Source organism: Paraburkholderia sp. J10-1 (genome assembly GCF_905220165.1).
Lineage (GTDB): Bacteria > Pseudomonadota > Gammaproteobacteria > Burkholderiales > Burkholderiaceae > Paraburkholderia.
Genome location: NZ_CAJMYW010000001.1, coordinates 1,268,966 through 1,282,101, shown reverse-complemented (window position 1 = coordinate 1,282,101; position 13,136 = coordinate 1,268,966). Strand labels below are relative to the sequence as shown.

The window sequence follows — 13,136 nt, the reverse complement described above, 5'->3', positions numbered from 1 at the left end:
GATCCCCCTTCAGACCGAACCGAACAGACCCTGCGGCCTGAATCGCACGAGCAACAGAAGCACGACACCGTACACAAGCATTCGATACTCCGCCGCGAAGCGGAACAGCTCGGGCAGGCCAATCAGCGCCGTCGCGCCGATCAGTGCGCCCGCAACGTTTCCGAGTCCGCCCAGGATCACCATCGTCAGGCCGAGAATCGACACCTGCGAATCGAAAGTCTGGTAGTTGATATAGCTGTACAGGTGCGCGGCAATGCCGCCGCCTATCCCCGCCGCGAAGCCGCCCCACGCAAACGCAAGGGCTTTGTAGCGGTTCGGACGCACGCCGTACGCGCGCGCGGCCACGTCGTCTTCGCGCACCGCGCGCCATGTGCGGCCCAGATGCGAACGCAGCAGCCGCAGTTGCAGCAGCGCGAGCACGATCAGGACGGTGAGCGTGAACCAGTAAACCTGGCGCGCGCCTTCGAGCGCCCAGCCGAAAAGCGAGAGCGGCGCGATCCCCGACACACCGATCGGGCCGCGCGTGAGACCGTCCCAATTGAGCACGATCAGTCCCACGATTTCGCCAATGCCGAGCGTTGCGATCGAAACGTAGTGGCCGCGAAGGCGGAACGACGGATAGACCAGCAGCGTGCCGAGCGCCGCCGTCAGCAATCCTGCCAGCACAATGGTCAACGCGGGCGTCCATCCGAAATGGGCGCTGAGCAGCGCCGAGGCATAGGCGCCGATCAACAGCAGCGCCGCGTGGCCCAGCGAGATCTGCCCCACGGTGCCCGCCACGAGCGTGAGACTCAGCGCGAGCAGGCCATAAATCCATGCGTTCGTGAGCGTTTGCAGCACATACGGCGAAGCGACCACGAACGGCAGCGCGGCCGCGATCACGATCAGGGCGGCGATCGCGGGCCTGGGCACGCTCAGCGCCCGCCGATTCGAAACAAAGGTGCCCGTGAGCGGCTCCGGCGGCAAGCGCCGGTTTGCGCTGAACAAGCCGTTGGGACGCCACACCAGAAACGCCAGCAGCAACACGAACGCAAACAGATCGCGATAGCTCGTGCCAAAGAGCGCCACGCCATAGCTCTCCACGAGCCCGAGAATGAGGCTGCCCGCGATCGCGCCCGGCACATTGCCGAGCCCGCCGATCAGCAGCGCCACGACGCCTTTGAGCGTGGCCTGGAAGCCCATCGCCGGGTCGATGCTGTTGTAGTACATGCCGACGAGCAGCCCGCTCAGTCCGCCGAGGCCGCACGCGATGGCGAACACCGCACGGTTGACCGCGTTGACGTCGACACCCATCTGCTGCGCGGCGTCGCGGTCCTGGGCCGTCGCTCGCACGGCCCAGCCAAGGCGGCTGAAGCGCAGGAAGGCGTAGAGCACGCCGGCCGCACCGATGCCGATCGCCGCGATCAGCACGTCAAGCGAGCCCAGCGTGGCGCCGCCGATCGCGAGCGTCCAGTTCGGCAGCGGCGACGGCACGGGGCGCGGATCGGGCCCGAAGGCGAGCTGCGCGAGCTGATCGAGCACGAAGCTGATGCCGATGGTGGCGAGCAGCGGTGCGATGCGCGCGGCCCCTTGCAGCGGACGCAAACCGATGCGCTCGATCACCATGCCGAGCAGCGCGCATCCCGCCACGGTGGCAATGAGCGCGAGCGGCAACGGCAGGCCGAGCCGCGTGAGACACAGCCAGCCGATGAACGCGCCGACCATATACACGGAACCGTGCGCGAAGTTGATGAGGTGCGAGACGCCGAAGATCAGCGCCAGCCCAACCGCCAGCAACGCATAGATGTTGCCGACGATCAGGCCGTTGAGGGTGTAGTCAAGCCATGCGCTCATGGTCGCGGAGGTTCCGTATGGGAAGTGCGAAAAACACGGCGCCTACTGCGCGCGCAGCGCGCTCGCGCCGTCCCAGCGCGCGAACTTGCCGTCCTTGACGACGAGATCCTGATTCTTCGCGCCCGCCACGCGGCGCGTTTGCGGGTCGAAGCGAAAGCGCCCGAAGATCACGCTCGGCACATCGTCGATTTGCGCGAGGCCGTCATGCACAGCGGCGCGCGTCGCGCCGTAGCGGCGCAACAATTCACCCGCGAGGATCATCGCGTCGTAGGCGCGCGCGGCGAACGTGTCGGGATCGGCGCCGTACTTCGCGCGATAACGCTGCACGAAGCTCTGCACCTCGGGGCGCGGATCGCCGGGAAAGAAGTTCGACTCGGTATAGACGCCGTTCACGGAGTTCCCGCCGAGTTCGAGAAACTTCGGCGAATACACCGATCCGACGGCGGCAATGGGCAGCGTGACACCCGCGGTGCGCGCCTGGCGCACGATCTGCGCGCCGTCCGAGTAGTAGGAGATCAGCACGATCGAATCGGGGTTGGCGCTGCGCACGCGGGTGAGTGTTGCGCGGAAATCCTTTTCGTCGGGCGGGTAACCTTCGGCGGCCACGATCTGCGCGCCGTGTGCACGCGCGGCCTTCGCAAAGATGTCCGCGCTGGTGCGGCCCCAATCGCTATTCAGATAAAGCACGGCGATCTTCCTGAAGCCAAGGCCGCCGGTTACATATTTCGCGAGCATCGGCTGCTCCTCCGCCTGGCTGATCGCCGTGCTCCACATATAGTCGCCGCCCTTGGTGAAGTCGGGATGCGAGTTCGTGAAGCCGAATTGCACGAGCCCCGCGCGCTGATAGACGGGCGAAGCCGCCATCGAAGCGCCGCTCGAGAGGTCGCCCAGTTCCAGCAGGATGCGGCTGTCGCCCGCGAACTTCTGTGCGATGGCCACGGCCTGGCGTGGGTCGCTGCGGCTGTCTTCGAAGTCGTATTGCAGCGGGTGGCCATGAATGCCGCCGCTGCCGTTGATCTGATCGAGCGCGAGGTCGAAGCCGCGTTTCCACTGCTCGCCGTACTGGGCGTCCTGACCGGTTAGCGGTCCGCTCACGCCTACCCAGTATGGGTCGGCGGCGTGCGCCGCGCACGGCAGCGCAAGCGCGCCGAAGCACGCCAGCGCGCGCAGCCACCTGAATGACGCCAATGCGCCGCCCTCTTTGCCTACCCCGTTTGCCATGCTCTGTTCCCGTACAACGGATTGATGTGCCGAGATCTAATCACGCGGCAAAGAGGCGGACCAACCAAGTTTCGTGTCAAAGCTTTTAAGCGCGGCTGTGAAATGCTTATTCGCATTGCTGAAATGCGCTTTGTGCCTGTTGAACGACGCGCCCGGCGCACTTCACGAAGCGGAACCGGGCCCTTGTGAACCGCATATCGATAGTTGAATCGCTTTGTTGTGCAGAGGGAGGGCACGTTGGAGACTCGACAGGAAATCGCTTTCCATTCATGCGAACTCAACGAATCCACAAAGGAAGCACAGCCATGACGACATCATTTCGTGGTGCAAAACGCAAGCTGCTCGCCCGCCTCGCGGTTGCGCTCGTGCTCGCGCCAGGCGGCGCGGGCTTTCTCGCGTTTGGCACAAACGCGCAAGCCGCGGCTGCGACGGGCGAACCTGTCTGGTTCGGGGTGAGCGGTCCGCTCACGGGCCCGAACGCGCAGTACGGCGCCCAATGGCAAGCGGGCTTCGATCTCGCGCTCGAGCAGATCAACGCGCAAGGCGGCATCAACGGTCATCCGCTGCGCTACGTGTTCGAGGACAGCCAGAGCGACCCGCGCCAGGCCGTCACCATCGCGCAGAAGTTCGTCTCCGATCCTCGCATCCTGATCGAGCTCGGCGATTTTTCGAGCCCGGCTTCGATGGCGGCCTCGCCGATCTATCAGCGCGCGGGCCTCGTGCAGCTCGGCTTCACGAACTCGCACCCTGACTTCACCAAGGGCGGCGACTATATCTGGAGCCCATCGGTCAGCCAGGCCGACGCGCAGCCGCTCATCGCCGATCTCGCCGTGAAGCAGGGCTTCAAGCGCGTGGCAGTGCTCTATCAGAACACCGACTGGGGGCGCGCCAGCAAGGACGTGTTCGTGAAGGCCGCCGACGCACGCGGTGCGCAGGTCATTGCCGCCGAAGGCTATCAGCCCACTGACAAGGACTTTCGCGCAACGCTCATTCGTGTGCGGGACACGCACCCGGACGCCCTCGTGCTGATCGCTTATTACGCCGATGGCGCGCAGATCGTGCGCCAGGCGCGCGAAAGCGGGATCGGCCTGCCGGTGGTCGCGGCGGGCTCAGTCTATTCACCGAAATTCCTCGAGCTGGGCGGCGACGCCGTGAATGGGGTGACAACGAACACGAGCTTCTTTCCCGGCGACCCGCGCCCCGAGGTTCAGCGCTTCGTGCAGGGCTTCAAGGCAAAATATCATCGGGACCCCGACGCGTTCAACGCCTACGCGTACGACGCGGCCATCATCGCCGCCTATGCGCTGCGCGCGGGCGGCACGACACGCCAGGGCGTGCACGACGCGCTACCGAAGCTGCACGACGTGCCGAGCGTGGTATTCGGCAAGGCGACCTTCGATCCGCATACGCGCCGCGTCGACGGCGTGAAAAGCATCGACCTCGTGGTGCGCGAGCATCAATGGGCGCTGTTGCCCGTGCAGCAGACCGTTGCCGTCAGGCAGTAACAAAAAAAGGGCGGCGCGCGGATGCATGCCGTGCGCCGCTTTGGGATCCAACCGCCAGAACAGCCTCGGGCTGCCCCGGGGCCGAGGTGAAAAGCCTGCGAAATCGGGCGGCAATCCCGAACGCGGCCCAATGTGACGTCCAGCGCAATGCGCCGATCCGGCGTATCGTTGGTGCTCCCTGTTTCCCGATGACGCCCTCGGCGCTCCACCATGAAACGTCAACGACAACTGCATCTCGGTGCCTTCATGCGCCCAGTCAGCCTGCATACCGGCGCGTGGCGTCATCCGGACGCGTGGCCGGACGCCAACTTCAACCTGACGCACCTGAGGCGCTGCATCCAGACGCTCGAACGCGCTCGCTTCGACGCATTCTTCATGGCCGATCATCTTGCAGTCCTGAACATGCCGATCGAGTCGCTCAAGCGCAGCCACACGGTGACGTCGTTCGAGCCGCTCACGCTGCTGTCCGCGCTCGCGATGGTTACCGAGCGCATCGGCCTCGTCGCGACCGCTTCGACGACGTTCGAGGCGCCCTATCACGTCGCGCGCCGATTTGCCTCGCTCGATCACCTGAGCGGCGGGCGCGCCGGATGGAATCTCGTGACCACTTCGAATCCGGACGCCGCCCTGAATTTCGGCCTCGACGAGCACGTGGAGCACGATGCCCGCTATCATCGCGCGCGCGAATTCTTCGACGTCGTCACGGGCCTATGGGACAGCTGGGCTGACGACGCGTTCGTGCGCGATGCCGAAAGTGGCCTGTATTTTGACCCGCAAAAGCTGCACGTCCTCAGCCACAAGGGCGAACATTTTTCCGTGCGCGGCCCGCTGAATATCGCGCGCCCGGTGCAGGGCTGGCCCGTCGTCGTGCAGGCCGGTTCGTCGGAGGCCGGCCGCCAGTTGGCCGCCGAAACGGCCGAAGCCGTGTTCACGGCGCAATCGTCGCTCGACGCCGCCAAGCGCTTCTATGCCGACGTCAAAGGACGGCTCGATGCGCTCGGCAGGCAGCGTGATCACCTGAAGATTCTCCCTGGTGCGTTCGTCGTGGTAGGCGATTCGCTCGAGCAAGCGCGCGAGAAGCGCGAGCGCCTCGATTCGTTCGTGCATTACGACAGCGGTATCGCATCGCTGTCGATCGCATTGGGCCATGACGTTTCGGGCCTCGAGCCCGATGGGCCGCTGCCCGAAATTCCAGAGAGCAATGCAAGTCGCACGTCCCGGCAACGTGTGATCGAAATGGCCCAAACTGAAGGGCTGACGGTGCGCCAGCTTGCACAACGCGTTGGCGGCTACTCCGGCTTGCAGATGACCGGCACGCCGGAGATGATCGCCGACGAAATGGAGCAATGGCTGGTAGAGGAAGGCTCGGACGGGTTCAACGTCATGTTTCCGTACCTGCCGGACGGGCTCGACGATTTCGCGCAGAAGGTCGTGCCCGAATTGCAGAGGCGCGGCATTTTCAGGCGCGAATACGAAGGGACGACGCTGCGCGATCATCTGGGCCTCCCGCGTCCGGACAACCGATTTTTCCCGGTACGCGACGCGACCTGAGATTCGCCTGAGTGGCCCGTGTCCTGCCGATGCCGCGCGACACGCAACCCGTGCGCATCGCGTCTCGCCTGCACGGGCGCCCGGCCAGTGTGTGCACGGCGCGCTCGCCCCCCGACAAACCGGTACGCCAAAAGCGCCGATTGCGCAATAAAGTGTCCGGCGAGGTCGTCCCTCTCCCGTGCTCCTCTTCAGGCTGACGGTGTGGTCCAGGATCCGTGAGGCGGATTGCTCTGATGAGTGCGATAAAGATTGCTTACCCTGCTTCGTTAAGAAACAACCATCGAGAAGACTTTCTCCCGAAAGGGACCTGACCGGACTTTGCGGTCAAGCACAAGCAGGACGAGATCTCTGCCCTGCCGGTACAGGGTACCCTCTTCCAGCCGCTGCATGCGCTCGAATGGCTTGCCGCTACCCATGCTCGTTTCGAGGAACAGGGGCCATTCGTCCAAGCCCAGACAAAGATCCCTGGCAGGGATCGAATACTTCAGGAAGGAACGTGTAGGTTCAACGTCCTCCCAGTGAATAATTTTGGGTTTGCAGTTCATGATCAGTATTGCTCAGGGTGGTGTCCAAGGGCGGCCATCGCATGAAAGGCCGCGTAGACCGGGTCCATCGTGGGCGACTTTTTTGCAGTGTCCGTCGATTGTTGCATGCGTGGCGCCCGGTCTTTGACGGGTGCCAGGCCACGCTTGAAATGGCGCTCGCCACTTCGGCTGTCGCGCTGCGAAACATGCACGTCGCCGCTCAACACCAGTGCCCTAAGCACGTTTGTTAGTCGCCGGCCAGCTACACCCGAGGCTGCCGCCAACTGCGCGACGCTCTGTTGCGCTCCATCAGCTAGCACATCCAGCAATCGCGCTTCCAGCGTCCCGACAAATTGTTGTTCGGTCGTCATCGCCCCTCCGTCTTTCAAGTTGATAAATCAACTATAATTGAAACTGTAAGTAATTTGTATGCGTCGGTGAGTCGCCAATGACCGTTTAAATCTGGGTGTGGACCTTCCGAAAACGCTGACCATGCACCCGCAAACGTGGGGAGATACCGCGGGCAGTTGTACCCCCGTAGGCAGACATTGGTGTAGTGCCAGTCTGAAAGGCTGTTCAGAGCCGAAATACGTCCGCCCAGCGACGCATGCTCAGAGTGGCTCGTCATCGCCCGGCATCGGGGCACGCGCGACGTGGACGCGCGGCAACGGTCTGTCCGAGGCACGCATGGCGGCGCGCAGAGGGGTGACGGGGCGAAGGAGGTCGCGAGTGCGCGCCCGCCTGGATCCTTCTCTCTATTCGCGCGAGTTGAAAGTTGGGGAAGCCGCGCCCAAAACGCATCGACCTGATTTTCGTCTGTGGCCCAAGACGTTACGAGACGAATCACAGAACGAATCGACGCCGAGATCTAGCAGATGCTCAGCGCCGTCAGCAGTCCCTTCGTCCAGTCAGGATCTGATAAACGCGAGAAGGTCGGGGTTGAGGACGTCCGCGTGGGTGGTCAGCATGCCATGCGGGAAGCCAGGGTATGCCTTCAGCGTGCCGTTCGCGAGCAGGTCGACTGCGCGCGGCACCGAACTGGCGAACGGGACGATTTGGTCGTCTTCGCCGTGCATGACGAGGACCGGCACACTGATCTTCTTCAGATCTTCGGTGTAGTCCTCCAGCCAGGAGAAGACGGTCTCATAGTGGGCCTGGGCGCTGCCGGCCATGCCCTGGCGCCACCAGTTCGCGATCACTGCCTCAGACGGCTTGGCGCCCGGACGGTTGAATCCGTAGAACGGACCCTCCGGGACTGCGCGGTAAAACTCCGACCGGTTGCCAAGCACGCCCGACTTAACCGCTTCGAACCACTCTTGCGGCTGACCGCCGGGGTTCGCGTCGGTTTTCACCATGTTCGGCGTCAACGAGGCCACCAGCACTGCCTTGGCGACCCGCTCCTGGTGGCGAGCGACGTAGCGGGCCACCTCACCGCCGCCGGTGGAGTGCCCGATGTGGATCGCGTCGCGGATATCGAGTTGCTCGGTCAGTGCAGCGAGGTCGGCGACCCAGTGGTCCATGTCGTTGCCGGTGCCGACCTGGTCGGACCGACCGTGCCCGCGCCGGTCATGGGCGATCACCCGGTAGCCGTGGTGCAGGAAGAACATCATCTGGGCGTCCCAGTCGTCGGCCGACAGGGGCCAGCCATGGCTGAAGAGGATCGGCTGACCGGACCCCCAATCCTTGTAGAAGATTTCTACCCCATCCGGGGTAGTGATCGTAGGCATCGCTGGCACCTCCTCTCGTCGTTTGTCCTGTGGCATCTCGCGGGGTCCACACCGTAGACCACGCTCCTGGGTATGCCGCCAGAAGCGTAGTCAATTTGTCAGCATCGCTGTAGGGAGTTTCAGCGGCGGTACGTTGGATACCGCACATTCCGTCTGGATTTTTTCAGTCCACCCGATCCCTGACTTTCGCCCCGCGCCCGGGAATGTTTTGAACGACAGCTAACGGCGAAATCGGCGAGCGCGCGATCGGCCAGGACGAGCCATACAATCACGTCGTCGCTTGTTGCAAAACCCCTAAATTCGGATGTTCCACAGCCGATGCGCTCAGGTTTGGTTTGCTTCCGCGGAACGTCGGTTTGAGTGTCCTGCCAATACCGCAGTCGTCTTGAGGACTTCAGACACGGAGTTGCTTCCTGTCCGAATGCCTCGTTGAGGGCCCGCATCGACGAGCCCCGGGCGAAACCAGCATCGCCCGGATGTGGACATGTCTACATAATCGCACTGGCACTGGGTTCGAGCGCGGAGTGGTTTTCCCCTGTACCGGGCCGGATCTTGAACCAGATCGAATACATCGCCGGCAGAAACACCAATGTCAGAATCGTGCCGGCGAACGTCCCTCCTATCAGCGTATAAGCCAACGTGCCCCAAAATACGGAATGGGTCAGCGGAATGAAGGCGAGCATCGCGGCTAGCGCGGTCAGGATCACAGGCCTGGAGCGCTGGAGGGTGGCCTCCACCACCGCGTCGAACGGCGTCATGCCCTCGCGCGCGTTCTGCTCGATCTGGCCGATCAGGATGAGCGTATTGCGCATCAGGATGCCGGAGAGCGCAATGAGCCCCACCAGCGCATTGATCCCGAAGGGCTGGTCGAACAGCAGCAGTGTCGGCACAACGCCGATCAAACCCAGCGGACTGGTCGCGAACACCATCATGGTCGCGGCAATCGAGCGCGTCTGGAAAATGATGATGAGCAGGGTCAGCGCGATCATGATCGGGAACAGGGGTGCGAGCGCCTTCGTCGCCTTGTTGGCTTCCTCGATGGAACCCGCCTCCTCTATCCGGTAGCCTTCTGGCAGCTTCGCGACAATAGGCTGAAGCTGCACGAGCATCGCGGTCGACACGTCGGGCGGTTGCAACCCCTCCGCGATATCGCCACGCACAGTGATCGTCGGCGTCCGATCGCGGCGGCGAAGAATCGGCTCTTCCATTCGGATATCGACCTTGCCGACCTGCGAGAGCGGCACGCGCTGACCTGCCGCGCCGATCAGCGTAAATCCGTCGATGCGCTGTGGATCGAGCCGGATGTCGCCCGCCGATCTCGCGACAAGTTCCACCGAACGAATGTCCTCGCGCACGTGCGTGACGGGAATGCCGGTCAGCAGGAATTGCAGTTGTTGTGCGACGGCGCTCGACGTCAAGCCGAACGCACCGAGTCGATTCTGATCCAGCGTGAAATGCACCGTGGGAACGCGCGGCCCCCAGTCGGCGTTCACCGTTCGCATCATCGGGCTCGCGTTCAGGGTCCGTTCGACCTGCGCGGCGATCGTGCGCAAGGTCTGGGAGTCCGGGCCCATGACCCTGAACGCAACGGGGTAAGGCGAGTAAGGGCCGAACACCAGTTGGGTAACGCGCACCTGAGCCCCTGGCACCAGGCCTTCGGCAATCACTTTGCGCAGACGGAATTTGAGCGCCTCCCGCTGCTTCTCGTCATTCGTGCGGATCACCATCTTCGCGAAGGATGAATCCGGCAGCTCAGGCGACATCGCCAGATAGAAGCGCGGCGCCCCCTGCCCAATGTACGACGTCACGATCTTCGCTTCCGGCTGCTTCGCGAGCCAGGCCTCGACTTTCTCCGTCGCCGCGGAAGTTTGTTCGATCGACGTACCGTAAGGCATCTGCACTTCCACGAGTACTTCCGGGCGATCGGAGGTCGGGAAGAACTGCTTTTTCACGAGCCCCATGCCCATCACGGCAATCACGAACGAGCCCACCACGATCCCCGCGACCAGCCACTTTCGCCGGATCACACGCCCGAGGAACCGGCGAAAACGCTGGTAGTTCGGCGTGTTATAGATCGCGGCGTGGCCGCCTTCGATCACGGGAATGTCGGGCAACAGCTTGACGCCGAGATACGGCGTGAACACAACGGCCACGATCCATGAAGTCATCAAGGCGATGCCGACAATCCAGAACATGTTGCTCGTGTATTCGCCCGCCGTCGACCGCGCAAAGCCATTCGGCATGAAGCCGACGGCCGTGACCAGCGTGCCCGAGAGCATCGGCGCCGCCGTGTGGCTCCACGCATACGCCGATGCCTGAACGCGGCTATAGCCCTCCTCCATCTTCACGACCATCATCTCGATGGCGATGATCGCGTCGTCGACAAGCAGGCCCAGCGCGAGAATCAGTGAACCCAGTGTGATGCGGTCGAAGCTCTTGCCCGTTGCGGCCATGACGACGAACACGCCCGCGAGCGTCAGCGGCACCGCAGCCGACACCACAATGCCGACGCGCCACCCCATGCTCGCGAAGCTCACGACCATCACCACGAGCAGCGCAACGAAGAACTTGACCATGAACTCGTCGATCGCCGAATGAATATTGACGGCCTGATCGGTCACCTTCGTGAAACTCATCCCGAGCGGCAATCCGGCGTTGATCGACGCGACTTCCGTGTCGAGCGCCTGCCCCAGGCTGAGTCCGTTCCAGCCGTCCCGCATCACGACGCCAAGCAGTAGCGCCGGTTCGCCGTTATTGCGAATCTCAAAGCTAGCCGGGTCTTCGTAACCGCGCTCGACGCTCGCCACGTCTGAGAGCTTCAAGGTTCGGCCCTGAACGACGATGGGCGTGTCGCGGATGGTCTGCAGCTTGTCGAAAGCCCCTTCGACACGAATGAAAACCTGCGCGCCTTTGGTATCGATCGACCCCGCGGGCGTCAGCACGTTCTGGTTATTCAGGGCTGCGAAGATATCCTGAGGCGTCACGCCGAGCGTCGCGAGGCGGTCGTGCGAAAACGAAACATAGATCCGTTGCGCCTGCTCGCCGATAATGTTCACCTTCGTGACGCCCGGCACATGAAGGAGCCGCTGGCGCAGTCCCTCTGCGTCGCGCACCAGCAATCGTTGCGGCTCGCCTTTCGCCTTGAGCGCAAACAGCGCGAACGTCACATCGGAATACTCATCATTGACGAGCGGACCGATCACGCCGGGCGGCAGGCTGCCCGCTTCGTCGGAGAGTTTTTTGCGCGCCTGATAGAACTCCTCGGGAACGTCGGCGGGTGGCGTGCTATCGAGCAAGGTCACGGTGGTGAAGGCCAGCCCCGGGCGAGTATAGGTCTCGGTGCGGTCGTACCAGCGCAACTCCTGCATGCGCTTCTCGAGCGGCTCGGCCACCTGATCCTGCATTTCCTGCGCGGTAGCGCCCGGCCATGCTGTGATGACCGTCATCGACTTGACGGTGAATGGCGGGTCTTCGGCCCGCCCCAGTTTGAAGAAGGCAACGACGCCTGCGATGGAAATCAGAAGGATCAGAAACAGCGTGACCGAGCGCTCCCGCACCGCAAGCGCCGATAAATTGAAGCCGCTCATTGCGCAGCTCCTTGCCGGGAGACCGACGCCGTCGACACGGCATCGTGGGCGAGGCGCACGCGTTCTCCGTCGTGAATCAGCTGGGCGCCGAGCGCAACGACCTGGTCGCCTTCGTGAAGATCGCCGGTCACCGTTGCAGTGTCGTCGCTCAAGGCGGTGACACGAACCTTGTGCCAGCTCGCCCGCGCCTGCGATCTGTCGACGGTCCAGACGCCCGTGCCCGTGCCCGGGTCGAACAAGGCGCCGACCGGCACTTCCATCGCGGCCGGTCCCTGGCTGGCATCGCCGGCCAGATCGATGGTCACGGTCGCACCGAGCGGCGCATTCGACAGCGCGCCCTCGAGTACGTACCTTGCCTCGTAGGTCCGCGTCAGCCGGTCGGCCGAATCGGAGAGCTGACGCAAAGCGGCGGGCACCGGCTTCTTGTCCGCGCCATACAGCGTCGCCTCGGCAATCGAGCCCGGTGCGGGACGCAGCGTCTCGGGAAGCTGGACGACGGCCTCGCGGGGCCCGGCATGCGCGAGACGCACGACGATCTGCCCCGGCGCAACCACTTGACCCGGCTCTGCCAGCGTCTCTACCACCACGCCGTCGGCGTCCGCCACGAGAACGGCGTATCCGGACGCGTTGCTGGCGAGCGCCGCCTGCGCCTTCGCCGCGACGAGTTGCGCGCTCGCGGAATCGGCGGCCGCCTTGAGCTGCTCATAGGTCGACGCCGACACCGCGCCGGCCGCAACGAGATCCCGATAGCGCGCCTCGTCGGCGGCCGTCTGCGTGGCACGTGCCTGTGCGGCATCCACGAGTTCCTGCTGCGAGCGGGCCTGCAATCCCAGATCAATCGGGTCGATGCGCATCAGCGGCTGGCCGCGCTTGACCGTTTGGCCCACGTCGACCAGACGCTCAATGACCTTTCCCTGAACCCGGAAGCCGAGATCGCTCTGAACGCGAGCGCCCACGACGCCCGAAAACGACCGGCTTGCGCCCGACGCGCCGTGGACAGCGCTTGTCTGCACGAGCGGCGCCTCGGTACGCGGATCAGCGGCAGGCCGCTCGCCGCACGCCGCGAGGGCGAGCGAAACCAGGCTCAGTGCGCAGACAAAATGATGGTGCCGGAACATGAGGTCGCCCCTCGCAAAGAACAGGAGGCCTCATTTTGATTCCAGTGACTATTTCAGTCAATAGTCACTA

General features: G+C 63.7%; 9 protein-coding genes. 2 read left to right on the top strand and 7 right to left on the bottom strand.

From position 1 onward, the window contains the following. Positions 1 to 9: 9 nt before the first annotated feature. Together U5A65_RS05595 and U5A65_RS05590 are read right to left on the bottom strand one after the other, a co-directional pair. A complete protein-coding gene (locus U5A65_RS05595; RefSeq protein ID WP_321945701.1) occupies positions 10 to 1,833 on the bottom strand; it encodes an ABC transporter permease in 1,824 nt (607 codons plus the stop codon). A 42-nt stretch (positions 1,834 to 1,875) separates the two neighbouring features. After that, positions 1,876 to 3,054 carry an ABC transporter substrate-binding protein gene (locus U5A65_RS05590; RefSeq protein WP_321945700.1) on the bottom strand — a complete coding sequence of 393 codons (1,179 nt, stop codon included), beginning with the start codon at positions 3,052 to 3,054 and terminating at the stop codon, positions 1,876 to 1,878. Positions 3,055 to 3,359: 305 nt separating this feature from the next. Between U5A65_RS05590 and U5A65_RS05585 the strand changes: the two genes are divergently transcribed. Both U5A65_RS05585 and U5A65_RS05580 read left to right on the top strand, forming a co-directional pair. Further along, positions 3,360 to 4,559: an ABC transporter substrate-binding protein gene (locus U5A65_RS05585; protein WP_321945699.1), complete on the top strand. Its 1,200-nt coding sequence runs from the start codon at positions 3,360 to 3,362 to the stop codon at positions 4,557 to 4,559. 210 nt (positions 4,560 to 4,769) lie between these two features. Next, on the top strand, positions 4,770 to 6,110 hold the full coding sequence (locus U5A65_RS05580) for an LLM class flavin-dependent oxidoreductase (protein WP_321945698.1): 1,341 nt from the start codon (positions 4,770 to 4,772) through the stop codon (positions 6,108 to 6,110). A gap of 266 nt (positions 6,111 to 6,376) precedes the next feature. On the opposite strand, the gene U5A65_RS05575 is transcribed toward U5A65_RS05580, so the two are convergent. The 5 genes from U5A65_RS05575 to U5A65_RS05555 form a co-directional block, all read right to left on the bottom strand. After that, positions 6,377 to 6,655: a hypothetical protein gene (locus U5A65_RS05575; RefSeq protein ID WP_321911181.1), complete on the bottom strand. Its 279-nt coding sequence runs from the start codon at positions 6,653 to 6,655 to the stop codon at positions 6,377 to 6,379. 2 nt (positions 6,656 to 6,657) lie between these two features. Then, on the bottom strand, positions 6,658 to 7,005 hold the full coding sequence (locus tag U5A65_RS05570) for a hypothetical protein (RefSeq protein WP_321945697.1): 348 nt from the start codon (positions 7,003 to 7,005) through the stop codon (positions 6,658 to 6,660). A 537-nt stretch (positions 7,006 to 7,542) separates the two neighbouring features. Beyond that, positions 7,543 to 8,361 carry an alpha/beta hydrolase gene (locus tag U5A65_RS05565; protein ID WP_321935991.1) on the bottom strand — a complete coding sequence of 273 codons (819 nt, stop codon included), beginning with the start codon at positions 8,359 to 8,361 and terminating at the stop codon, positions 7,543 to 7,545. Positions 8,362 to 8,849: 488 nt separating this feature from the next. Then, positions 8,850 to 11,948, bottom strand: a complete 3,099-nt coding sequence (locus U5A65_RS05560; RefSeq protein WP_321945696.1) for an efflux RND transporter permease subunit — start codon at positions 11,946 to 11,948, stop codon at positions 8,850 to 8,852. Beyond that, positions 11,945 to 13,066, bottom strand: coding sequence for an efflux RND transporter periplasmic adaptor subunit (locus tag U5A65_RS05555; protein WP_321945695.1), 1,122 nt, complete (start codon positions 13,064 to 13,066; stop codon positions 11,945 to 11,947). Before U5A65_RS05555 ends, U5A65_RS05560 begins: the two co-directional genes overlap by 4 nt. Between the last annotated feature and the right edge of the window lie 70 nt (positions 13,067 to 13,136).